The organism is Streptomyces sp. NPDC048172 (assembly GCF_043202595.1).
Classification (GTDB): Bacteria; Actinomycetota; Actinomycetes; order Streptomycetales; family Streptomycetaceae; genus Streptomyces.
Genome location: NZ_JBIDAT010000002.1, coordinates 183,012 through 205,778, shown reverse-complemented (window position 1 = coordinate 205,778; position 22,767 = coordinate 183,012). Strand labels below are relative to the sequence as shown.

Annotated in this window: 11 protein-coding genes; all 11 read right to left on the bottom strand. The window is 75.0% G+C overall.

From position 1 onward, the window contains the following. Nucleotides 1-10: 10 nt before the first annotated feature. The 11 genes from ACGF3A_RS09430 to ACGF3A_RS09380 all read right to left on the bottom strand — a co-directional run bounded on the left by ACGF3A_RS09430 (nt 11) and on the right by ACGF3A_RS09380 (nt 22,765). Nucleotides 11-202 carry an acyl-CoA carboxylase subunit epsilon gene (locus tag ACGF3A_RS09430; protein WP_393727579.1) on the bottom strand — a complete coding sequence of 64 codons (192 nt, stop codon included), beginning with the start codon at nt 200-202 and terminating at the stop codon, nt 11-13. Continuing rightward, nucleotides 202-1,746 carry an acyl-CoA carboxylase subunit beta gene (locus ACGF3A_RS09425; RefSeq protein WP_393727577.1) on the bottom strand — a complete coding sequence of 515 codons (1,545 nt, stop codon included), beginning with the start codon at nt 1,744-1,746 and terminating at the stop codon, nt 202-204. Before ACGF3A_RS09425 ends, ACGF3A_RS09430 begins: the two co-directional genes overlap by 1 nt. A gap of 28 nt (nt 1,747-1,774) precedes the next feature. Beyond that, entirely contained in the window at nt 1,775-2,548 is a 774-nt protein-coding gene (locus tag ACGF3A_RS09420; RefSeq protein WP_393727576.1) for a 4'-phosphopantetheinyl transferase family protein, read from the bottom strand. A 274-nt stretch (nt 2,549-2,822) separates the two neighbouring features. Beyond that, the gene (locus ACGF3A_RS09415) at nt 2,823-3,968 is read right to left on the bottom strand and encodes a methyltransferase (RefSeq protein ID WP_393727574.1); all 1,146 of its coding nucleotides are present in this window, start codon (nt 3,966-3,968) and stop codon (nt 2,823-2,825) included. Nucleotides 3,969-4,012: 44 nt separating this feature from the next. Further along, nucleotides 4,013-4,768 (bottom strand): 3-oxoacyl-ACP reductase FabG, encoded by a 756-nt coding sequence (gene fabG / locus ACGF3A_RS09410; protein WP_393727572.1) that lies wholly within the window; start codon nt 4,766-4,768, stop codon nt 4,013-4,015. Further along, on the bottom strand, nt 4,765-5,871 hold the full coding sequence (locus ACGF3A_RS09405) for a beta-ketoacyl synthase N-terminal-like domain-containing protein (protein WP_393727571.1): 1,107 nt from the start codon (nt 5,869-5,871) through the stop codon (nt 4,765-4,767). The genes fabG and ACGF3A_RS09405 overlap by 4 nt, the downstream gene beginning before the upstream one ends. After that, nucleotides 5,868-7,133, bottom strand: coding sequence for a beta-ketoacyl-[acyl-carrier-protein] synthase family protein (locus ACGF3A_RS09400; RefSeq protein WP_393727569.1), 1,266 nt, complete (start codon nt 7,131-7,133; stop codon nt 5,868-5,870). Before ACGF3A_RS09400 ends, ACGF3A_RS09405 begins: the two co-directional genes overlap by 4 nt. Then, nucleotides 7,130-7,387, bottom strand: coding sequence for an acyl carrier protein (locus ACGF3A_RS09395; protein WP_393727568.1), 258 nt, complete (start codon nt 7,385-7,387; stop codon nt 7,130-7,132). The genes ACGF3A_RS09400 and ACGF3A_RS09395 overlap by 4 nt, the downstream gene beginning before the upstream one ends. A 44-nt stretch (nt 7,388-7,431) precedes the next feature. Next, nucleotides 7,432-7,632, bottom strand: a complete 201-nt coding sequence (locus ACGF3A_RS09390; RefSeq protein ID WP_393727566.1) for an MbtH family protein — start codon at nt 7,630-7,632, stop codon at nt 7,432-7,434. Between the two features lie 26 nt (nt 7,633-7,658). Then, nucleotides 7,659-14,855: an amino acid adenylation domain-containing protein gene (locus ACGF3A_RS09385; protein ID WP_393727564.1), complete on the bottom strand. Its 7,197-nt coding sequence runs from the start codon at nt 14,853-14,855 to the stop codon at nt 7,659-7,661. Between the two features lie 41 nt (nt 14,856-14,896). Next, nucleotides 14,897-22,765, bottom strand: coding sequence for an amino acid adenylation domain-containing protein (locus tag ACGF3A_RS09380; RefSeq protein WP_393727562.1), 7,869 nt, complete (start codon nt 22,763-22,765; stop codon nt 14,897-14,899). Nucleotides 22,766-22,767: the final 2 nt, after the last annotated feature.

Genomic DNA, 22,767 nt, shown 5'->3' with positions numbered 1-22,767 from the left:
GCAGGGGCGTTCACCCCTCTGCCCGCCAGGACGTCGCCGGGCGGTGGTCCGTCAGCCTGGCTCGGGCCCAGGCGGCGAACTCCTGGCGTACGGCCGGGAGTTCGGCGCCGGAGCGCGACAGGGCGTGGAGGACCGTCGTCAGGGCGACGAGCTCTTCCGTGTCGGGGTTTCCGCGGACGACGCGGATCGTCGGCGTGGCCATCACACGGGCGCGTTTCCGTGCTTGCGGGACGGGAGGTCGGCGTGCTTGGCGCGGAGGGTCTTCAGGGCGCCGATGAGGACGCGGCGGGTGTCGGCGGGGTCGATCACGTCGTCCACCAGGCCCCGCTCGGCGGCGTAGTAGGGGTGCATGAGTTCGGCCTTGTACTCCTTGATGCGCTGGGCCCGGAGCGTCTCCGGGTCGTCGGACGCGGCGATCTCGCGGCGGAAGATGACGTTCGCGGCGCCCTCGGCGCCCATCACCGCGATCTCGTTGGTGGGCCAGGCGAAGGTCAGGTCGGCCCCGATGGACTGGGAGTCCATGACGATGTACGCACCGCCGTACGCCTTGCGCAGCACGACGGAGACCCGGGGCACCGTCGCGTTGCAGTAGGCGTAGAGCAGCTTCGCGCCGTGCCGGATGATCCCGCCGTGCTCCTGGCCGACGCCCGGCAGGAAGCCGGGGACGTCGACCAGGGTGACGAGCGGGATGTTGAAGGAGTCGCAGGTCTGCACGAAGGCGGCGGCCTTCTCGCTGGCGCCGATGTCGAGGACGCCGGCCATGGACGAGGGCTGGTTGGCGACGATGCCGACGACCTGGCCGCCGAGCCGGGCGAGCGAGCAGACGACGTTGGTGGCCCAGCCCTCGTGGACCTCGAAGTGGTCGCCGTCGTCCACGATCTCCTCGATCACGTCCCGCACGTCGTACGAGCGCGTGGGCTCGGCGGGCACCAGGTCGAGCAACGCGTCGTTGCGGCGGTCCACGGGGTCGGCGCAGTGCTCGGCGGGCGGGAGTTCGCGGTTGTTCTGCGGGAGCAGGGAGAGGAGGTGGCGCACGTCGGCGAGGCAGGACTCCTCGTCGTCGTGGGCGAACGCGGCGACCCCCGAGACCGTCGCGTGGGCCTGGGCGCCGCCGAGGCCGTCCTGAGTGATCTCCTCGCCGGTGACGGCGCGGACGACGTCGGGCCCGGTGATGAACATCTGCGAGGTCCCGCGGACCATGAAGACGAAGTCCGTGAGCGCCGGGGAGTACGCGGCGCCGCCCGCGCACGGGCCCAGCATCACGGAGATCTGCGGGATCACGCCGGAGGCGCGGGTGTTGCGGCGGAAGATGCCGCCGTACCCGGCGAGCGCCGTGACGCCCTCCTGGATACGGGCGCCCGCGCCGTCGTTAAGCGAGACGAGGGGCGCGCCCGCCTGTTCGGCGAGGCCCATGACCTTGTGGATCTTCTCGGCGTGGGCCTCGCCGAGCGCGCCGCCGAAGTGCCGGAAGTCGTGCGCGTAGACGAAGACCGTACGGCCGTGGACCTCGCCCCAGCCGGTGATCACGCCGTCGGTGTGCGGGCGCTTGTTCTCCAGGCCGAAGCCGGTGGCGCGGTGCCGGCGCAGGGTCTCGATCTCGGTGAAGGTGCCCTCGTCGAAGAGCAGTTCGACGCGCTCGCGCGCCGTGAGCTTGCCCTTCGCGTGCTGGGCCTCGGTGGCGGGGCCCGGGCCCTCGCGTATCTCGTCACGCAGGCGGCCCAGTTCCTGGGCGGCTGTCCGCAGCACGGTTCTCTCCCTTCGGTGGCCTTCGGTGTCAGACCCCGGCCCCCGCCCCGGCCCCCACGGGTGCGGGGGACGGCAGCAGCAGGGGTGAGGCGTCGTGCTCGGTCACGTGCGGGGGCGGGCCGAGCACGGCGAGGCAGGCGCGGTAGCCGGGCCCCGGGTCGAGGTCGGTGAGGTGGGGCAGGACGAGCGGCCGGGGGCGGGCCCGCCACGCGAGCAGCTCCGCTTCCGCGTCCGGCGGACTGACCGAGAGCTGGACGGGCTCGATCATCACGCCGTCCCCGGTCGCCTTGAGCGCGGACTCCTTCCTCGTCCAGTAGCGGATGAAGCCGGCGGCGCGGTCGCCGGGCGGGCACCGGTCGAGGGCCTCGCGCTCGGCCCCGGTGAGGACCGTCTCGACGAGGTCGTCCGGCCGCCCCGTCACCTGCTCGACGTCCACGCCGAGCGGGGCGCCCCTGGCCACCGCCACGGCGACGCGCTGTCCCGAGTGCGAGAGGGAGAGCTGCCAGTCGCCGGTGGCGAGGACCTGGGGCTTGCCGTGCGGGCCGCCGCAGTGCGCGCACACGGCGCTGAACTCCAGCAGATGCGGCGCCTGTCCGACGTGCGCGCCGAGGACCACACGGGCCAGGGCGTGCGCGGTGAGATAGAGGGCACGGCTCGCCGGAAGGCGGAGCCGCTGCCAGCGGGTGTGCTCCCTGGAGTCCAGGAGGGCACGCAGATCGGTGCGTTCGTCCGTCCCGTGGGTCGGGGTGGCCCACCAGACCTGCGCTCCTCCGGCGGGGAGCCGGGGTATCGGGTGGTCCATGGGTACCTCCTCCGTGAGGTGTCGCGGTGCCCGACGAAGCCGAACGCCGTGCCCGGCGGGTGCCGGTGCCGGTGGCGGTGGCGCGTGCCTGCGTCGTGGGTGCCGGGGCCGCCGGGGGCGGCGTCCGGCTGTCGCCGGGTGTCGTTGCCGTGCTGTCGCGGTGCTCCGGGTGTCGTGGCGTCGGACCCGCTGCGCGGTGTCCGGCCGTCGGTGCGGTCTCCGGTGTGCGGCGCCGGTGACCCGCACCGAGGGCGACGGTCGCGCGCCGCGGGCGTCACGCGTGCTGGGCCAGCAGGACGCGGTGCATCGGGGTGTCCAGGAGGGCTACGCGGCGCAGGCCCGCGTCGGAGAGCCACTGGTCGTAGTCCTGGACCGAGAAGGCGTCGCCGCCGCCGGTGGCGAGCATCGAGGCGGCGAAGAGCCGGAAGAAGCGGTTCTGGGTGGTGCCCTCGCCGGTCTCCTCGTCGACGATGTGGTCGGCGATGGCGATCACCCCGTCGTCGGAGAGCGCCTTGGAGGCCTTGAGCATCAGGTCCCGCGCGGACTCCGGCGTCTGGAGGTGGAAGATGTTGACGAAGAGCGCCAGGTCGCTGCCCGTGCCCCAGTCGTCGTTCCAGAAGTCGCCGGTACGCCCGTGGAAGCGGCCCGCGACGCCGAGGTCGGCGGCCTGCCGGTCGGCGAGGGGGATGATCCGCTCGGCGTCCAGCCCCTCGGCCTCCAGCTCGGGGAACTCGTTCAGCAGCAGGTGGCTGTAGATGCCGGTGCCGCAGCCGACGTCGAGCAGGCTCCGGCCCGCGCCCGAGGTCCAGCCCTGCTCGCGCAGCGCGTCGGCGAGGGAGCGGACGATGGGCGGTGCCCAGAAGTTGATGCCGCGGACCAGCGAGGTGTAGTCCTCCTCGGATATCTGGTTGAGCCGCTGCTCGCCCTCGGAGGAGCGGGCGCCGTCGCGGACGTTCCCGGCGAGGTGGCGCCAGGCGTGCCAGGCGACGTTGCGGTCGTGGCCGATCTTCCCGGCGAGGCTGAAGAGCCCGTCGGGGGCGAAGACGCCGTGCAGCTCGGTGGGGAGCGTGTAGACGGCCTGGCCGTCGGTGCCCCGGGTGCGCTCCACGATGTCGTACGCGGCGAGCCCGTCCAGCAGCACGCGGGTGGCGCGCAGGTCGGTGCTCAGCGTCTCGGCGAGGCCGGCCGCGGTGGCGGGGCCCTCGGTGAGCGCCGCGAACGCGCCCAGGTCCTGGGCCGCCTCGATGACGCCCGGCGCCCACATGCCGATGAGGTGTTCGTACAGCCGGTGTGCGGCGCGCACTTCGCCAGGGGCTCCGTCCGGAAACCGGCTCGTGTCGACGAGCGGGGTGAGGTTCGCGGAGGGAACGGTGGCGACAGGGGCGGTCGTGGCGACGGTGTTGACGGTGGTGACGGTCATGGTGGTCTCCTCGGACGTCGGAAGGGGAAGGAAGGGCGCGGCGGTCACAGGACGATCCCGCCGTCGATCTGGAGCACGGATCCCGTCATGTACGCGGACTTGTCGGAGGCCAGGAACGAGACGGCCTCGGCGACCTCGTCGGCGGTGCCGAACCGGCCGAGCGGGATCGCGTCGAGCGCGCGGCGGCGGGCGGTCTCGCCGAGCACGCCGGTCATGTCGGTCTCGATCATTCCGGGGGCCACGGCGTTGGCGCGGATGCCGTACTTGCCGACCTCCTTGCCGAGCGCCCGGGTGAGGGCGATGATCCCGGCCTTGGAGGCGGAGTAGTTGCCCTGGCCCGGGTTGCCGTAGACCCCGGAGATCGAGGACAGGGTGATGATCGACCCGGCCTTGCGCTTGACCATCGGGAAGAGCACGGAGCGCAGCACGTGGGCCACGCCGTCCAGGTTGGTGTCGATGACCTCCTGCCAGTCGGTGTCGGACATCATCAGCAGCGGCTTGTCGCGGGTGACGCCCGCGCTGGCCACGGCGACGGAGATCGGGCCGAGCTCCTTCTCGGTGCGCGCGACCCAGGCCCGTACGCCCTCCGGGTCGCTGATGTCGAGGCGCTGCGGCAGCCACTCCACGCCGATGACGTCGAGCTCCTTGCCGAGCGCCTCGGCGGACGCCTCGTCGGAGCGGTAGCAGAAGCTGATGGCGTGGCCGTCGCGGGCGAGGCGGAGGGCCGCGGCCCTCCCGATGCCGCGGGAGCCGCCGCTGACCAGCGCGACGGGCAGCTTCCCGTCCGTTCCGGCGCTCACTGCTCGCCTCCGCACAGCCGCAGCACCGCGCACGCGACCAGGCCGTCCCGGTCCACCGAGGTGACGACGGCCGTACGGCCCGCGGAGTCCGGGTCGTCGGCGGCGCCGACGAGCGCGGCGGCGAGCTGGAAGGCGCCGGAGGCGCCGGAGGTGTCGCCGATCAGCTCGTGCCCGGCGAGGCGCTCGGTGGCCTCGGAGCCGAATCGCTCGGTGAGCAGCGCCTGTTCGGCGGCCCCGTACGCACCGGGGAGTCCGCCGCCGAGCGCCGCCCACACCTCCTCGGTGCCGGTGCCGGACCGGGCGAGCGCCTCGTCGACGCAGGCGCCGAGGGTGCCGGGCAGGTCTCCGCGTACGTCGGCGCGTACGTCGATCGCGAGCAGCTCCGCGAGCGGCGGGTGCGTCTGCGCGCCCTCCGCGTCGCCGGGCTCCAGGACGAGCACGGCACACCCCTCTCCGAGCGGTACGGTCCCCGGCGCCTCCGCGCTGTGCTGCTCCAGCCAGGCACGCGCGGCCGAGTACTCCTCGACGGCGCCCACCACGGTCCGCTCGGCACGCCCGGCGGCCAGCAGCCGGCGCGCGTACGCCAGGGCCAGCAGCCCCGCCGAACGCCCGCCCGCGACCGTGGTGTTCGGGCCCTTGAGGCCGAAGCGGATGGCGGTGGCGGAGGCCGGGCAGTTCATCAGGACGCTCGGCATCATCTGCGCGGGCACGTCGTACGGCTTGGCCTCCTCGTAGGAGGCGCGGACGAAGGTGTGCTGGGTCTGGGCGCTGCCCAGCGCGGTGCCCAGCACGAGCGCCGTGCCCGTGCCGCCGGGCACCGGGCTGCCCGCGTCCTCCGCCTCCTGGAAGAGCTCGCGGACGGCGGTGACGGCCAGGCCCGTCATCCGGTCCATGGTCCTGGTGCCGGCCTTGCCGAGCACCTTGCGGACCTCGAAGTCCGGGACCAGGCAGGCGGTGGTGTCGGGGCCGCGCCAGGTCTCCGTGTCGAGCGCGGCGGCGGTGGGGCCCCCGGCGGTGATCCCCTCGGCGTGCGCCGTACGGCCGAGACCGTACGGCGAGACGGCCGACCAGGCGGTGATCACCGGATGGCTGACGCCTGTCATGACTGGTCCTCCTCGTGCCGGTCCTCGTAACGGCCCAGCACCAGCGAGGCGTTGTTGCCGCCGAAGGCCAGGCCGTTGTTGACGACCACGCGCAGCGGCGCCGGGAGCGCCCTGTTGGGCACGCAGTCGATGCCGCAGTCGGGGTCGGTGGAGCGGTGGTTGACGGTGGGCGGGACGAAGCCGCGGGCCAGCGCGATCGCCGAGGCGGCGGCGCCCAGGGCGCTGGCGGCGCCCATGGAGTGCCCGAGCATCGACTTGAGCGCGACGGTGCGCGGCGGGTCGTCCCCGAAGACCTGGCGGATGGCGCGGGCCTCGGTGACGTCGTTCGTCTTCGTGCCGGTGCCGTGCGCGGAGACCAGGTCCACCTCGTCGGGCTTCACGCCCGCGTCGGCGAGCGCGAGGTCCATGACGCGCGCGACGCTCTCCAGGTCGGGCGCCGTGGGGTGGTGGGCGTCGCAGTTCAGGCCGTAGCCGAGCAGCTCGGCGTAGATCCGGGCGCCGCGGGCGCGGGCCGCGTCCAGGCTCTCCAGCAGCAGGACCCCGGCGCCCTCGGCGGTGAGCAGTCCCTCGCGGTTGGCGTCGAAGGGCCGGCACCGGTCGGAGGCGACGAGCCCCAGCCGGGAGAACCCGGCGAACGTCCGGCGCGCGAGGGCGTCGGCGCCGCCGACCAGCGCGTAGTCGGCCTCGCCCGAGCGGATCGCGTCGAAGCCGTCGCCCACCGCGTAGTTGCCCGCGGCGCAGGCCGTGCCGACGACGGACGGGGCGGCGTCGGGGAGCCGCAGCTCCTGGACGATCGCCAGCGCCAGCCGGTGCGGCGGGAGCCGCCGTACGGCCGTCGGGTCCATGCCCTCGGGGCCGCCGCCGGTGACCTCGGCCTCGACGATCTCCTCCAGCTCCGCCGCCTCCCCGTCGGTGGTGCCGATGGTGACGAGGCCCCGCTGGTCCCGCAGCCTGCTGGGCTCCAGGCCCGCGTCCCAGGTCGCCATGCGCGCGGCGGCCAGGGAGAACTGCGTGGCGTGGCCCAGCTCCCGGTGCGGGAGGTGGTGGATCCAGTCGGCCGGGTCGAAGTCCTTGACCTCGTGCGCGAGCTGCTGGCGGAAGCCGGTGGAGTCGAAGCGGGTGATGGGGCCCGCGCCGCACCGCCCGGCGCGCAGCGCCCGGGTGAACGCGGCGGCGCCGTTCCCGATGCTCGACAGGACGCCGATGCCGGTGACGACGACGCGCCTGCCTTCCCCTGAGGGGCGCCCGCCGGTGCCGCTCATCGGGAGGCCGCCCGGGACAGCACGTCGAGCACGGCCTCCAGGTTCACCATCGCGGGCAGCTCCTCCTGCTCGATGGTGACGTCGAACGTCTTCTCCAGCGCGGACAGGACCTCGATCGCGCCGAGCGAGTCGGCGCCGTAGTCCTCGACGAACAGGCCGGTGCGGGTCAGCTCCTCGCCCTCCAGGTCGAGGGAGTTGACGAGGATCTCGCGGACGGTGGCCTCGGTCTTCTCGTCGATCACGACAGTGCTCATGGCGGGTTCCTCCGGTGTGGGATGTACGGGTACGTCGGTGGCGGTCAGGAACGGACGAGGCTCTTGGGCCGCAGGTCGGTCCAGGTCTCCTCGATGTGGGCCAGCGCCTCGGCCCTGGTGGTCGCCGGGAGGACCTCGGCCCAGCCGGGCGGCACCTCGGCGAAGGTGGGCCATATGCAGTGCTGGCCCTCGTCGTTGGAGAGCACCACGAAGGTGCCGGATTCGTCGTCGAACGGATTCGTCATTGCGGGGTCGCTCCCTTTTCGAGCTTTCAGAGCTTTTCGAGTGACCGGCTCAGGATTTCCGCGATGTCCTTCGCGGGGCCGGTGTCCAGCATTCCGTCGTGGTCGGAATTCACGTCGTGGCGGACGATTCCGCCCGCCGCGTGCGGGGCCCAGATCTCCTCGGGCGACGGGCGGCCGCCCTTGGTCGCTGCGAAGAAGAGCAGCTCGCCGTCGTACGTCCCCGGGCGGTGCGCGGCGCCGAGGGCGCTCAGGTGCCGGATGACGCCGAGGAGATTGCCGAGCTGGCGCTCGTCCAGCTCCGCGAGGGGGTTGGCGTGCCGCTTGAGCAGGGCGAGGACCGAGGCCGGCGTCGGCTCGGCGTCCGCCGGGTGCTCCAGGCCGAAGCGGGTGAGGACCTCCGTGAGAAGGCCGCGCTCGCTCAGGTCGGGCTCGGGGTCCTGGCTGCCGGGGCCGCCCGCGGGGAATCCGTCGAGATTGGCCAGCAGGCCCACCTCGCGCCCCAGCGCGCGGAGTTGAACGGCCATCTCGTGGGCCACCAGGCCGCCGAAGGACCATCCAAGAATACGATAGGGCCCGGCGGGCTGAATTTCCAGTATTCGCGCCACATATTCCTTCGCCAATTCCGTGACGCTGCCCGGGAGTTCCTCGGACTCCAGAATTCCGCCGGACTGGAACGCGTGCACGGGAATTCCCTCGGGAAGGGCGCCGGCCAGCTCCAGGAACGGCCAGCCGAGACCCACGCCGCCGTGCACGCAGAACAGCGGCGCCGCCGTGCCCCGCGGCCGTACGGCCAGGACCCTGCCGAAGGCCTCGTGGCCCGCGGTCACTCCTCCCGCCGCCTCCGTCTCCACCGCGACCGTGGCGAGCCCCGCCACCGTGCGGTGGACGAAGACGTCGGCCGGGGTGAGGTCCACGCCCAGTTCGCGGGCGCGGCCCACCAGCCGGATGGAGCGGATGGAGTCGCCGCCCAGCGTGAAGAACTCGTCGTCGAGGCCGACGCGTTCGCGCCCGAGGACGTCGGCGAACGCGCGGCACAGCGCCCGTTCGACGGGTGTCTCCGGCTCCCGTCCCCCGCCGGACTCCACCGGCGCCGGATCGGGCAGCGCCTTGCGGTCCACCTTCGCGTTGGGCGTCAGCGGCATCTCCGCCAGCTCGGTGAACGTCGCCGGGATCATGTAGTCCGGCAGCCCGAGCGCGAGATGGGCCCGCAGATCGGCCAGGTCCAGGCCCGGTTCGCCGCACGGCACCACGTACGCGGCGAGCCGGTCGGTGCCGTCGGCCGGGTCGGTGCGGACCACGACCGTGGCGCGGTCCACCCGGGGGTGGCTGAGCAGCGTCGCCTCGATCTCGGCGAGCTCGATGCGGAAGCCGCGGATCTTCACCTGGTGGTCGGTGCGCCCCAGGTAGTCCACGGTCCCGCCCGTCGCGTCGGGCCGCCAGCGCGCCAGGTCGCCCGTGCGGTACATCCGGGAGCCCGGCTCCCCGAACGGGTCGGCCGTGAAGCGCTGCGCGGTGAGCCCCGGGCGGCCGTGGTAGCCGCGCGTGACGCCCGTACCGCCGATGTAGAGCTCGCCGACGGCGCCGACGGGCACGGGGCGCAGGGCCGCGTCCAGGACGTAGACCCGGTTGCCCGCGAGGGGGCGGCCGATGGGCGGGGTGCCGGTGCCGTCGAGGTCGGTGCCCGTGGAGTAGATCGTGGTCTCCGTCGGCCCGTACAGGTTCGTCAGCCGCCGTGCCGCGCCGCTCACCGCCGCCGCCAGTGCCGGGCTGATCGCCTCGCCGCCCGTCAGCGCGTGCACGCCGCGCAGCGCCTCGGGGTGCTCGGTGACCAGGGTGTGCCAGAGCGTCGGCGTGGCCTGGAGGACGGTGGCGCCGCACCGTTCGAGCAGCGCGGCGAGCGCCGCCGGGTGGCGCACCGTCCCATGTCCCGCCAGGACGAGCGTGCTGCCGGTGAGCAGCGGCCCGAACAGCTCCAGGTTGGCGATGTCGAAGCCGAACGTCGTCACCGAGACGAACCGGTCCTCGGGGCCCAGTTCCAGCAGCCCCGCCAGCTCCGTGAGGAAGTTGGTGAACGCGCGGCGCGGCACGACCACGCCCTTGGGGCGCCCGGTGGAGCCCGAGGTGTAGATGACGTACGCCGTGTCGTCCGGCGCGGGCTCCCCGTCGCGGTCGGCGGCGGTCAGCGGGTGCGCGGGCAGTTCGGCGTACGCGTCCCGGTCGTCCAGGAGCAGCCGGGGCACGGCCTTCAGCTCCGGCACCGCCTCGCACACCGCGCCGTCGGTCAGCGTGAGCACGGGCCCCGCGTCGTCGATCATGTACGCGATGCGGTCCGGCGGGTACGTGGGATCGACCGGCAGGTAGGCGGCGCCGGCCTTGAGGACGGCGAGCGCGGCCACGACCATCCGCGGGCGGCGGGGCAGCGCGATCGCGACGAGCCGCCCGGGGCCCGCGCCGCGCGCGACGAGCGCGCGGGCCAGCCGGTTGGACTCCTCGTGCAGCTCGCGGTGGCTCATCCCGCGCAGCGCGGGCTCCGCCGTCTCCTGCCGCTTCCGCCGCCCCTTCTTCCCGGGCTTCTGCCCGGGCTTCTTCTCCGCCGCCTCGTCGTGCTCGTACAGCAGCGCCGTACGGTCCGCGAACTCCTGGCCCGCCGCGTCCAGCTGGGCGTGCAGCGGGAGGTGCGCGACGTGCGCCGGGGCGCCGTTCCAGGACTCCAGGACGCGGGCGCGCTCGCCGGGCAGCAGTGCGGGGATCTCCCCGAGCGGGGTCCCGGGCCGCGTCGTCACCAGCTCCAGCAGGTGGCAGAGGCGCTCGGCGAGCGTACGGGCGCCCTCCTCGGTGAACAGGTCGGCGCTGTACTCCAGCCGCCCCGCAAGACCGCCGGGCCCGCCCCCGTCCGTCCGCCGCTCCGCGAGGTCGAAGGCGAGGTCGAACTTGGCGCCGCCCGTACCGGCCGCGCCCGCGCGGGCGGTGAGGCCCGGCATCCGGAAGTCGGCCGCCGCGTTGTTCTGGAACGCCAGCATCACCTGGAACAGCGGGTGCCGGGCCACGGAACGGCCGGGGGCCAGGGCCTCCACCAGCTGCTCGAAGGGCACGTCCTGGTGCTCGAAAGCGGCGAGACCCGCCGTGCGCACCCGCCCCACCAGCTCGCGGAAGCTCGGGTCGCCCGACACGTCGGTGCGCAGCACCAGCGTGTTCACGAACAGCCCGACGAGGTCGTCCAGCGCCTCGTCCGTACGGCCCGCGACCGGCGTCCCCACGGGGATGTCCTCGCCCGCGCCGAGCTTGGACAGCAGCGCGGCGAGCGCCGCCTGCACGACCATGAAGAGGCTGCCGCCGCACTCCTTGGCGAGCGCCGCGGCCCGCTCGTGGACCTCCGGCGGGACCGTGAAGTCGACCGTGCCGCCCTGGTAGCTGGCGAACGCGGGCCGCTGGTGGTCGGTGGGCAGCGGCAGCTCGTCCGGGATCCCGGCCAGCGCCGCGCGCCAGTGCGCGAGCTGCCGGGCCGCGAGGCTGCCGGGGTCGGCGGGGTCGCCGAGCAGCTCGCGCTGCCACAGCGCGTAGTCCGCGTACTGCACGGGCAGCGGCTCCCAGCCGGGCTCCGCGCCCGCCCGCCGCGCCCCGTAGGCGGTGCCGAGGTCCTTCGCGAGCGGCGCGTTCGACCAGCCGTCGGCCGCGATGTGGTGGATCACGGTCACCAGCACGTGCGAGGTGGGGCCGAGCGCGAAGAGCGCGGCGCGCAGCGGGATCTCCCGCGTCAGGTCGAACGGCTCCCGCGCGAACTCCGCGACGGCGTCGTCCAACTCCTCCCCGGTCACCGCGCGCACGGGCAGCCCGACCCGCACGTTCTCCCTGATCACCTGGCGCGGCGTGCCGTCCGGGCCCTCGGGGAAGACGGTGCGCAGGCTCTCGTGCCGGGCGACCACGTCGCCCAGGGCCTCGGCGAGCGCGTCCGTGTCCAGCTCCCCGGCGAGCCCGAGCTGCCAGGGCAGGTTGTACGCGGTGGCCGAGCCGTCGAGCTGGTTGAGGAACCACATCCGCTGCTGCGCGTACGACAGCGCCGGCTCGTCGCTCCTGTCCGTACGGGCGACGAGCGGCGGGCGTCCCTCGGCGGCGGCGCCCAGCCGCGCGGCGAGCGCGGCGGGGGTCGGCGCGTCGAAGACCGTACGGACGGCGAGCTCGGCGTCGAGCAGCGCCCGCACCCGGCTGACCAGGCGCGTGGCGAGCAGCGAGTGGCCGCCGAGGTCGAAGAAGTCGTCGTCGGCCCAGACCTTCTCCACCCCGAGGATGTCCGCGAACGCGCGGCACAGCAGCTCCTCCTGCGGGGTGCGCGGCTCGCGCCCCGCGGTCGCGCCCGCGAGGTCGGGCGCGGGCAGCGCCTTGCGGTCCACCTTGCCGTTGGGCGTGAGCGGCAGCGCGTCGAGGACGACCACGACCGAGGGCACCATGTACCCGGGCAGCACGTCGCCGACGGCGGCGCGGACGGCGTCGGGCTCCGGCGCGGACCCGGTCCCCGCGACATGGGCGATCAGCCGGGTCGTCCCGTGCGCGTCGAGCGCGGTGGTCACGACGGCGTCGGTGAGCCCGGGCAGCGCGCGCAGCGCGGCCTCGATCTCGCCCAGCTCGACGCGGTGGCCGCGGATCTTGACCTGGTGGTCGAGCCGTTCGAGGAACTGCAGCCGCCCGTCCGCCAGTTGCCGCACCCGGTCGCCCGTGCGGTACATCCGCGCGCCGGGCTCGGGGTGGAAGGGGTCGGCGACGAACACGGCCGCCGTGCGCGCCGGGTCGGCCAGATAGCCGCGGCCGACGCCGGTCCCGCCGACGTACAGCTCGCCGGGGGTGCCGGGCGGCACCGGGCGCAGCCCGTCGTCCAGGACGTACAGCGCGGTGTGCCGCACGGGAGCGCCGATCGGCGCGTGCGGCGGGGTGAGCGCCCCGGGCCCCGCGAGGGTGGCGTGGGTGACGTCGTCGGAGCACTCGGTCGGGCCGTACGCGTTGACCAGCGGAATGCCCGGGTACCGCGCGAACCAGCGCTCGGCCAGGTCCGCCGGGAGCGCCTCCCCGGTGACGACGAGCCGCCGCAGCGTGTCGAGCACGGGCGGCGCCGTGCCGCCGTCCCACAGGTCCAGCGCGGCCCGCAGCAGCGAGGGCACGACCTCCAGAACGGTCACGGCCTCGGCGTCCACCACCCCGAACAGCGCGGTCGGATCGCCCGCGACCTCGCGGGGCACGACCCGCAGCCTGCCGCCGCTGGTGAGCGCGGCCAGCATCTGCCACACGGAGATGTCGAAGGTGACGGGCGCGTTGTGCACGAGGACGTCGCCCTCGCCCATCCCCAGATCCTCGATCTTGGTGTGCAGATGGTTCACCATCCCGCGCCGGTGCACCATCGCGCCCTTGGGCTTCCCGGTGGACCCGGACGTGAAGATCACGTACGCGAGATCGTCGTCCCGCCCGGTGAGGGGCGGCAGTTCGCCGTCGCCGGTGTCGCCTTCGGCGAGTGGCAGTACGGCGACGTCCGTACCGGCGGCCTCCCGTACGGCGTCGGCCAGCTCGCTGTGCTCCGGGCCGACCAGGAGCAGTTCCGCGCCCGCGTCCGTGACCAGGCCCGTCGTGCGGGCCACCGGGGCCTCCACGTCGAGCGGGATCCACGCGGCGCCGGCGCCCAGGACGCCCAGTACGGCCGTCACGAAGGGGACGCCGGGGGCCGCGAGGACGCCGACGAGGGAGCCGGGGCCGATGTCACGGGCCGTCAGGGTGCGGGAGAGGCCGCCGGAACGGGCGGCCAGTGCGCGGTAGTCGAGCGCCGTCGTGCCGTCCGAGACGGCCTCGGCGTCCGGCCGCAGCGCGGCGGTCTCGCGGACCCGCGCGACGACGTCGGCGAACAGATCGTCCGCGGCGGGCGGCGCGGGCAGCAAGTGCAGGGCCTCGCGTTCGCCCGGCAGCAGCACGTCCAGCCGTCCGAACGGGACGTCCGGCGCGTCCAGCAGTCCGCGCAGCACCCGCACCAGCCGTGCGGAGACTTCCGCGGCCTGCCCGGCCGTGTACAGGTCCGGCGCGTAGCCGAGGTCGAGGCGCAGGCTCTCGCCGGGCAGCACGGTGAGGCTCAGCGGGTAGTGCGTGGCGTCCTTCGCCTGGAGGTCCGTGATGCGCAGTCCGGGCGCGGGCTCCTCCATCTCGCCCGGGTCGAGGGGGTAGTTCTCGAAGACGAGGACGGTGTCGAAGAGCTCGGTGGCGTCCACGCACTGCTGGATACGGGTCAGACCCAGGTGCTGGTGGGCCAGGAGCGCGGCCTGCCGCTCCTGCAGCTCCTCCAGGATCCGCGCGAACGGCTTCGCCGGGTCCAGGTCCACCCGTACGGGCAGGGTGTTGATGAAGAGCCCCACCATCGTCTCCACGCCCGGCAGCTCGGGCGGGCGGCCCGAGACGGTGCCGCCGAAGACGACGTCCCGCTGCCCGGTCAGCGCGCCGAGGGTCGCCGCCCAGGCGCCCTGCACCACGGTGTTGAGCGTCAGCCCCCGCGCCCGCGCCCACGCCGTCAGCTCGGCGGTGACCTCGCGCGGCAGCCGCGTGCTCTGCCGTACGGGCAGCACCGCGCCCCGCTCCCCGGCGTCGGGCGCGACGAGGGTGGGGCCCGGCAGCCCGTCGAGGGCCGTGCGCCAGGCGGCCTCGGCCGCGTCCGTGTCCTGCCGGGCGAGGTGCGCGAGGTACGCCTTGTACGGGGTGACGCGCGGCAGGGACGCCCCGCCGTGCGCGCCGTACAGCGCGAACAGCTCCCGCACCAGCAGCGGCATCGACCAGCCGTCGAAGAGGAGCTGGTGCGCGGTGAGGACGAAGCGGTGCGCGTCCGTGCCCGTACGGATCAGGGTGAAGCGGAGCAGCGGCGGGCGGGCCACGTCGAAGCGGCGGACGCGGTCGGCGTCCGTGATCCGTTCGGCCTCCGCCGGGTCCGTGGTCGCCTCCTCGGTCCAGGGCAGCGGCACGGAGCGGGGGATGAGCTGGGCCGGTTCGCCGTTCTTGCGGTAGCGGAACGCGGCCCGCAGGTTCGGGTGCCGCTCCAGCAGCGCCTCGGCCGCGCCCTTGAGCCGGGCGGGGTCGAGCGGCCCTTCGAGGTCCAGGACGAGCTGGATCGCGTACACGTCCACGTTCCGGCCGCTCGCCTCGCCGGGATGCGTGAACACCGCGTGGAACAGGAGCCCTTCCTGGAGGGGCGTCAGGGGCAGCACATCGCTGAGGTTGGGTTTTCTCGATTGCGCTGTTCCGCTGTTCACAGTGACCATTCCCCCATCTCGGACATGTCCGCCTCGAACTCGTCGATCTCGTCCTGGCTCAGCGCCAGCAGGTCCACGTCGGACGGGGTGTGGCCGCCCGCCTCCGGGTCCCGCGCGTGGGCGGCGAGCGCCCGCAGCGCGCGGAACCAGGCCTCGGCGACCCCGGCCGCCGTCTCCTCGGTGAGCGCCTCGCCCGCCCAGGTCCACGTCGCGACCAGCCGCGGCCCCTCGGGCCCGTCCTCGGTCAGCGCGTTGACGCCCAGCACGTGGGGGAGCGGCAGCTCCGGGTCGGCCCCGGCGGCGACCGCCGAGGACTCGGGCGCGGGCGCCCAGTCCGCCGGCTCCGCCGAGGGCGCGGGGAGCCGCCCCAGGTAGTTGAAGCCCAGCTCGGGCGCGGCGGCCGCGGCCAGGTCGGGCGCGGCGCCGGGCGCCAGGTGGCGCAGCAGCCCGTGCCCGAGACCGTGGTCGGGCAGCGCGCGCAGCTGCTCCTTGACCCGCTTGAGCGCCCGCCCCGCGGCGGGGCCGCCCGCCCACGCCTCGTCCCGGTCGATGTCGCCGGGGTCGAGCCGTACGGGACAGGTGCTGGTGAACCAGCCGACGGTGCGGCTCACGTCCACCCCGTCCGCGAACTCCTCGCGCCCGTGCCCCTCCAGCTCGACCAGCACCCCGCCGGGCGTGCCGACGGCCAGCGCGAGGCCGGTCAGCAGCACGTCGTTGATCTCGGCGTGGAACGTGGCCGGAACCTCGGTCAGCAGCGTCCGCGTGGTCTCCGCGTCGAGGACGAGCCGCAGCTCGCGGGCCGTGGCCACGGTGTCGCGCGCCGGGTCGAGCGGCCGGTCGCCGAGCAGCGGCCCCCCGGTCCTCAACTGCTCGCGCCACAGCGGGATCTCGGCCGTACGGTGCTCCGCCACGGCCTCCCGGGCGAGCAGCCCCGACCAGTGCCGGAACGAGGTGCCGACCGGCTCCAGCGCCAGCGGCTCCCCGGAGCGGGCCGCCTCGTAGGCGCGGCCCAGGTCGGGCAGGAGGATCCGCCACGAGACGCCGTCCACGACGAGGTGGTGCAGCGTCAGCAGCAGCCGCCCCCGGCGCTCCGGGCCCGCGTCGAACCAGACGGCCTGCGCCATCACGCCCTCGCGCGGCGCCAGCCGCTGCCGCGCGGCGACGGCCGAGCCGGTGACGGCCTCGCCGACGGACTCCTCGGGGAGCGAGGAGATGCCCGTACGGGAGATCAGGTCCCGCGCGAACACGGCGCCGGGCTCGGCGGTCCGCAGCGTCCACGCCCCGTCGTCCCCCTCGACGAGCCGCGTCCGCAGCGCGTCGTGGTGGTCCAGTACGGCCTGGAGGGCGCGGGTCAGCGTCGGCAGCGAGGCACCGGCCGGGGTGTGCACCACCACGGCCTGGTGGAAGCCGTCGACGGGCGCGCCCACCGGCTCCGCGAGCCCGCGCAGCCAGTGCGCGATCGGCGTCGGCGCGAACTCGCCCACGCCGTCGCCGGTCCCGACGACCTCGCGTGCCGCGGCGCTGCCCGCCGACTCGGCGACGACCGCGAGCGCGGCGGGCGTACGGTGCGTGAACACGTCCTGCGCGGTGATCAGCAGGTCCGCGCGGAGCGCGCGGCTGACGAGCTGGATCGAGCTGATCGAGTCGCCGCCGAGGTCGAAGAAGCTGTCGTCGGCGCCGGCCTCGTCCAGCGCCAGCACCTCGCGGAAGATCCCGCACAGGATCTCCTCCCGCGGCGTCGCCGCGGCCCGCCCCGTCGAGACGGCCCCGAAGTCCGGCGCGGGCAACGCCTTCCGGTCCAGCTTCCCGTTCCCGGTGAGCGGCAGGGACCCCATCTCCACGAACGCCGCCGGAACCATGTACTCCGGCAACCGGGCCGAGAGGTGCTCCCGCAGCGCGGGGACATCGACCGTGCCCTTCGCCTCGTCCGCCGGGACCACGTACGCCGCCAACTGACGCACCCCCGGGCGGTCCTCGCGGACCACGACCGCTGCCTGGGCGACGGTGGGGTGGGCGAGGAGCGCGGTCTCGATCTCGCCGGGCTCGATGCGGAAGCCGCGGATCTTGACCTGTTCGTCGGCGCGGCCGACGTAGTCGAGGGAGCCGTCGGGGTTCCAGCGGACCAGGTCGCCCGTGCGGTACATGCGGTCGCCGGGGGCGCCGTACGGGTCGGCGGTGAAGCGCTGGGCGGTGAGGTCCGGGCGGTGCAGATAGCCCAGGGCCAGGCCGGTGCCCGCGAGGTACAGCTCGCCGGGGACGCCGACCGGGACGGGGCGCAGCGCGGTGTCGAGGACGCGCAGCCGCGTGCCCGCGAGGGGGCGGCCGATGGGCGGCCGGGCGCCGTCGGCGAGGGGCGCCAGCGGAGGGCTGACGGTGGCGCAGACGGTGGCCTCGGTCGGCCCGTACGCGTTGAGCATCGCGCGGCCCTCGGCCCAGCGGCCGACGAGCTCGGGCGGGCAGGACTCGCCCGCCGTGATCACGGTGAGGCCGCGCGGCATGGGCAGCTCCTCCGGCCAGGCGGCGAGCACCGTCGGCGGCAGGCAGACGACGTCCACGCGGGCGCCGTCGATCAGCCGGGCCAGCGGCTCGCCGGGCTGGCGGTGCGCGTCGTCGGCGAGGACGAGGACGGCGCCGGTCAGCAGCGAGGTGCAGACCTCCCAGGCCGCCGCGTCGAAGCTGAACGACGCGAACTGCAGCACCCGCGTGCCCTCCCGCACCCCGAACCGCTCGCCCTGCGCCGCCAGTCCGGCGACCGCGCCGTGCGGGACGGCGACGCCCTTGGGGCGGCCCGTCGAGCCCGAGGTGTAGATGACGTACGCCGGGTCGCGCGGGCTCAGCGGGCGCGTACGGTCGGCGTCCGCGACGTCGTGCGCGGGGGCCGCGGCGAGCGCGGTCGCCGTGGCGTCGTCGTCGAGCGTCACCGTGACGGCGTGCGCGGACTCCGGCACGCGGGCGGCGTGCGCGCGGGTGGTGAGGACGGCGGCGGGGCGGGCGTCCTCGATCATGTACGCCACCCGGTCCGCCGGGTACGCCGGGTCGACCGGCAGATACGCGGCGCCCGCCTTGAGCACGGCCAGCAGCGCGACCACGCCCTCCGCCGAGCGGGGCAGGACCAGCGCGACGGTGTCGCCGGGGCCCGCGCCGCGCGCGGTGAGGTGGTGGGCGAGCCGGTTGGCGCGGGCGTTGAGCTCGGTGAAGCTGAGCGCGGCGCCCTCGTACGCCGGGTCCAGCGCGACGCGGTGCGGGTGCGCGGTGACGCGGCGCGCGAAGAGCGCGGGGAGGGTGGCCTCCACGGCCGGGGACGGGCCCTCGGAGCCGCCGGTCGCCCAGTCGCCCAGCACCCGCTCCCGTTCGCCCGGCAGCAGCGCGTCGAAGCCGCTCAGCGGGCGGTCGGGGTCGGCGGCCAGCGCCCGGAGGAGACGGGTGAGCCGCTCCGTGAGCGTACGGGCGCCGTCCTCGGTGAACAGGTCGGCGCTGTACTCCAGGTGGCCGTCCACCCCGCCGCCGGGCCGCTCCGTCAGCTCGAAGGCCAGGTCGAAGCGGGCCGTTCCGGTCGGTACGGGCGCGACGGTGGTGGTCAGGCCGGGGAGGGAGAAGCCGGCGCCCTCGTTGTTCTGGAAGGCCAGCATCACCTGGAACAGGGGCTGGTGGCCCAGGGAACGGGTGGGCGCCAGGGCCTCCACCAAGTGCTCGAACGGCACGTCCTGGTGCGCGAAGGCCGCCAGGTCGGTGTCCCGCGCGCGGCCGACCAGCTCGCGGAAGGTCGGGTCGCCGCTCAGATCGGTGCGCAGCACCAGCGTGTTGACGAAGAAGCCGACCAGGTCGTCGAGGGCCGCGTCCGTACGGCCCGCGACGGGCGTGCCGACGGGGATGTCGTCGCCCGCGCCCAGCTTGGAGAGCAGCGCGGCGACGGCGGCGTGCAGCACCATGAAGACGCTGGCGCCGTTGGCGCGGGCCAGCGCCGCGACCGTCTCGTGCAGCTCCGGGTCCAGCTCGAAGCCGACGGTGCCGCCCACGTGCGAGGAGGCGGCGGGCCGCGGGTGGTCGGTGGGCAGGTCGAGCGCGTCCGGTATTCCGGCCAGCTCCTCCCGCCAGTGGCCGAGCTGCCGGGCCGCGAGGCTGGCGGGGTCGGCGGGGTCGCCGAGCAGCTCGCGCTGCCAGAGCGTGTAGTCGGCGTACTGCAGCGGCAGCGGCTCCCACGCGGGCGCCTCGCCGCGCAGCCGCGCCTCGTACGCGGTGCACAGGTCCCGGGCCAGCGGCAGTACGGACCAGCCGTCGCCCGCGATGTGGTGCAGGACGACGAGGAGGACGTGGTCGTCCTCGGCCAGCTCGAACAGCTCGGCGCGCAGCGGCAGTTCGTTGGCCAGGTCGAAGGGGCGCGCGGCCCGCTCGGCGAGCGCCTCGTCCAGCTCCGCCGCGGCGACGGCGGTGAGCGGAAGGTCCGGGTGCGCGGTCCCCGCGTCGAGGACGAGCTGCACGGGCCGCCCGTCGTCGTCGGGGTAGACGGTGCGCAGCGCCTCGTGCCGGTCGACGACGTCGCCGAGGGCGCGGCCGAGCGCGGCCGGGTCCAGCTCGCCGGTGAGCCGCAGCGCGCGCGGCAGGTGGTACGTGGCGGCCCGCGCCTCCAGGTGGCTGAGGAACCACATGCGCTGCTGCGCGAAGGAGAGCGGGACCTCCTCGGGCCGCTCGTCCGCCGGTACGGCCACGGGCCGGGCCCTGGCCGCGTCGGCGGCGGGCAGCGCGGCGGCCAGCTCGGCCGGGGTGGGCGCCTCGAAGACGTCCCTGAGCCGGAGTTCGACGCCCAGCTCCTGGCGGAGCCTGCTGACGACCTTGCTGGCGAGCAGCGAGTGCCCGCCGAGGTCGAAGAAGTGGTCGTCGGCCCAGATCCGCTCCTGGCCCAGCACCTCGGCGAAGATCCCGCAGAGCAGCTCCTCGTGCGGGGTGCGCGGCGCGAGCCCCGTACCGGCGTGCGCGAGGTCGGGCGCGGGGAGCGCCTTGCGGTCCACCTTGCCGTTGGCGGTGAGCGGCAGTTCGCCGAGGACGACGAAGGCGGCGGGCACCATGTAGTCCGGCAGGACGGCGCCCAGCGCCGTACGGACGTCGGCGGGCTCGGCGTCCCCGGCGAGGAACGCGACGAGGCGCGTGTCGCCGCCCGGGTCGAGCGCGGTGTCCACCACGGCGTCGGTGAGACCGGGCAGCGCGCGCAGCGCGGACTCGACCTCGCCCAGCTCGATGCGGTGACCGCGGATCTTGACCTGGTGGTCGAGCCGCTCCAGGAACTCCAGCCGCCCGTCCGGCAGCTGCCGCACCCGGTCGCCGGTGCGGTACATCCGCGCGCCCGGCCGCGGGTGGTGCGGGTCGGCGAGGAAGACGGTCGCGGTACGGCGCGGGTCGTCGAGATAGCCGCGCCCGACGCCGATCCCGCCGACGTACAGCTCGCCCGGCGTGCCCTGCGGCAGCGGCTGCAGGCCCTCGCCCAGGACGTAGAGGGAGGTGTTGCGCACGGCGCGTCCGATGGGCGCGCGGGCCGGGGTCAGGTCGTCGGCCGTGGTGATCACCGCGTGGGTCACGTCGTCGGCGCACTCGGTCGGCCCGTACGCGTTGACGAGCGGGACGTCCGGGTAACGGGCGAGCCAGCGCCTCGCCAGATCGGCGGGCAGGGCCTCGCCGGTGACGACGAGACGGCGCAGCGTGCCGAGCGTGGGCGCGGGGTCGCCGCTCTCCCACCCGTCGAGCGCGGCCCGCAGCAGCGAGGGCACGACCTCCAGGACGGTGACGCCCTCGTCGTCCACGAGCCCGAACAGCGCCGCCGGGTCGGCGGCGGTCTCCCGCCCGACGACGCGCGTGGTCCCGCCGGAGACGAGCGCGGTCAGCATCTGCCACACGGAGATGTCGAAGGTGACGGGCGCGTTGTGCACGAGCACGTCGCCCTCGCGCATCTCCAGGTCCTCGACCTTGGCGTGCAGATGGTTCACCATCCCGCGCCGGTGCACCATCGCGCCCTTGGGGCGGCCGGTGGACCCGGAGGTGAAGATCACGTACGCGAGCTCGTCTCCGTCGGGCACGACGGGCTCGAAGTCGGCGGAATCCCGCTGTTCACCGGTCAGTTGCACGACGCGTGGCCAGCCCCCGCAGCCCGCCAGCGCCTCGTGGGCGTACTCCTCCTGGCCGGGGCCGTAGAGCAGGACCTCGGCTCCGCTGTCGCCGAGGAGGGCGGCGGCGCGGGCGACGGGGGCGTGGACGTCGAGGGGGACCCAGGCGGCGCCGGCGCCCAGTACGCCCAGCACCGCCGTGACGAACGGCGCCCCGGGTTCGGCGGCGAGTGCCACCAGGGAGCCGGGGCCCACGTCCACCGCGGCCAGGCGCCGGGAGAGCGCGGCGGCGCGGTCCGCGAGGGCCGCGTACGGGAGGCGCCCGGTGCCGTCGTGCACGGCGGTCGCCTCCGGGTGCTCGGCGGCGAGTGCGCGGACGCGGGTGACGACGTCGGCGAACGTGTCTTCGTCGGTGGGGTGTTCGGGCCCCTGCCCGGCCTCGCGCAGCGCCCGCAGCTCCTCGGGGGTCACGGCGCCGACGCGGGCGAGCGGCAGCTCGGGCTCGGCCAGCGAGAAGGTGCGCAGATAGCCCAGGAGGCGCTGGAGGTGGGTGTCGAGCTCCTCCTCGGAGTAGCGGTCGGGGTGGGCGTCCAGTCGCAGCGTCCAGCCCTCGCCGGGCGCGTCGAGGTAGATGACCTGGAGGTCGGGGACCGGCCCCGTGGACAGGTTGTGCAGCGCTCCGGTGACGCCCTCGCCGAGGGTGAACTCGGCGCCGGACTCCAGGACGTTGACGGTCGGCCCGTAGGTGTGCGCGGCGTCGCCGGTCAGGCCCAGCTCGCGGCGGAGGCGGTCGCCCCGGTGGTTCTGGTGGCGCAGCGTGGAGCGCAGCCCCTCGGCGGTGGTGCGCAGCAGCGCGCCGCGGGTGGCGGAGGGCGGCACGGAGAGCGGCAGCGGCAGGAAGTTGGCGCGCATGCCGGGCACGGACCGCGCGGTGGCGCCCGTACGCGCGGGCACCGGGAGGGTGAGCAGCACGTCGCGCTCGCCGGTGATCTGGGAGAGGTAGCCCGCGGTGGCGGCGATCAGCGTGGTGGGCCAGGTGACGCGGTCCTCCCAGGCCAGCGCGCGCAGCCGCTCGGACGTCTCGCGCGGCAGGGGCGCGGTGCGGCGCAGGGTGTGCCGCGCGTCGCCGGGGCGTGCGGTGGAGAGCAGCGTGGGCTGGGGCGTGCCGTCGAAGCGCTTCTCCCAGAAGGCGAGGTCCTTCTCCTGCCGCTCGGAACCCTCGTACGCCGCCTCGTCCTCGGCGAGGAGCCGCAGCGGCGGCAGCGGGCCCTGGGCCGCGGAGTCCTCGCCCGCGTGGAGCGCCGCGAGCCGGCGGTAGAAGAGGGAGCGGCTGAAGCCGTCCATGAGGATGTGGTTGGCGAGGGTGAACAGCCGTACGCGCTCCGGTCCGAGCAGGTGCAGCTCGGCGCCGTACGCGCCCTCGGTGAGGGAGGAAGGCCGCGCCAGGCTCTCCCGCATCAGCCGCCGCGACTCCGCGTCGGGGTCGTCGGCGCCGGTCAGGTCCCGTACGGGCAGGGGCACGCCGTCCGCGGGGACGGGGTGCACGGTCTGCACGGGCTCGCCGTCGCGCTCGGTGAACCGGGCGCGCAGGCACTCGGTCTCCGCCACCAGCGTGGCCCAGGCGGCGGTGAGCCGCGCGGGGTCCACGGGACCGGCGAGGTCGAGGTGGTCGGCCATGGTGAAGACCGGGTTGCCGGGGTCGAGTTGCTGGGCGTACCACATCTCCCGCTGTGCACCGGAGAGCGGCAGCTCGAAGGGGGTTTCTTCACGCATCG

Excerpts from the sequence above, each read along its gene's own strand:
- ACGF3A_RS09430 (WP_393727579.1), bottom strand. The coding sequence starts at position 202 with ATGGCCACGCCGACGATCCGCGTCGTCCGCGGAAACCCCGACACGGAA.
- ACGF3A_RS09420 (WP_393727576.1), bottom strand. The coding sequence starts at position 2,548 with ATGGACCACCCGATACCCCGGCTCCCCGCCGGAGGAGCGCAGGTCTGG.
- ACGF3A_RS09415 (WP_393727574.1), bottom strand. The coding sequence starts at position 3,968 with ATGACCGTCACCACCGTCAACACCGTCGCCACGACCGCCCCTGTCGCC.
- ACGF3A_RS09405 (WP_393727571.1), bottom strand. The coding sequence starts at position 5,871 with ATGACAGGCGTCAGCCATCCGGTGATCACCGCCTGGTCGGCCGTCTCG.
- ACGF3A_RS09400 (WP_393727569.1), bottom strand. The coding sequence starts at position 7,133 with ATGAGCGGCACCGGCGGGCGCCCCTCAGGGGAAGGCAGGCGCGTCGTC.
- ACGF3A_RS09395 (WP_393727568.1), bottom strand. The coding sequence starts at position 7,387 with ATGAGCACTGTCGTGATCGACGAGAAGACCGAGGCCACCGTCCGCGAG.
- ACGF3A_RS09390 (WP_393727566.1), bottom strand. The coding sequence starts at position 7,632 with ATGACGAATCCGTTCGACGACGAATCCGGCACCTTCGTGGTGCTCTCC.
- ACGF3A_RS09380 (WP_393727562.1), bottom strand. The coding sequence starts at position 22,765 with ATGCGTGAAGAAACCCCCTTCGAGCTGCCGCTCTCCGGTGCACAGCGG.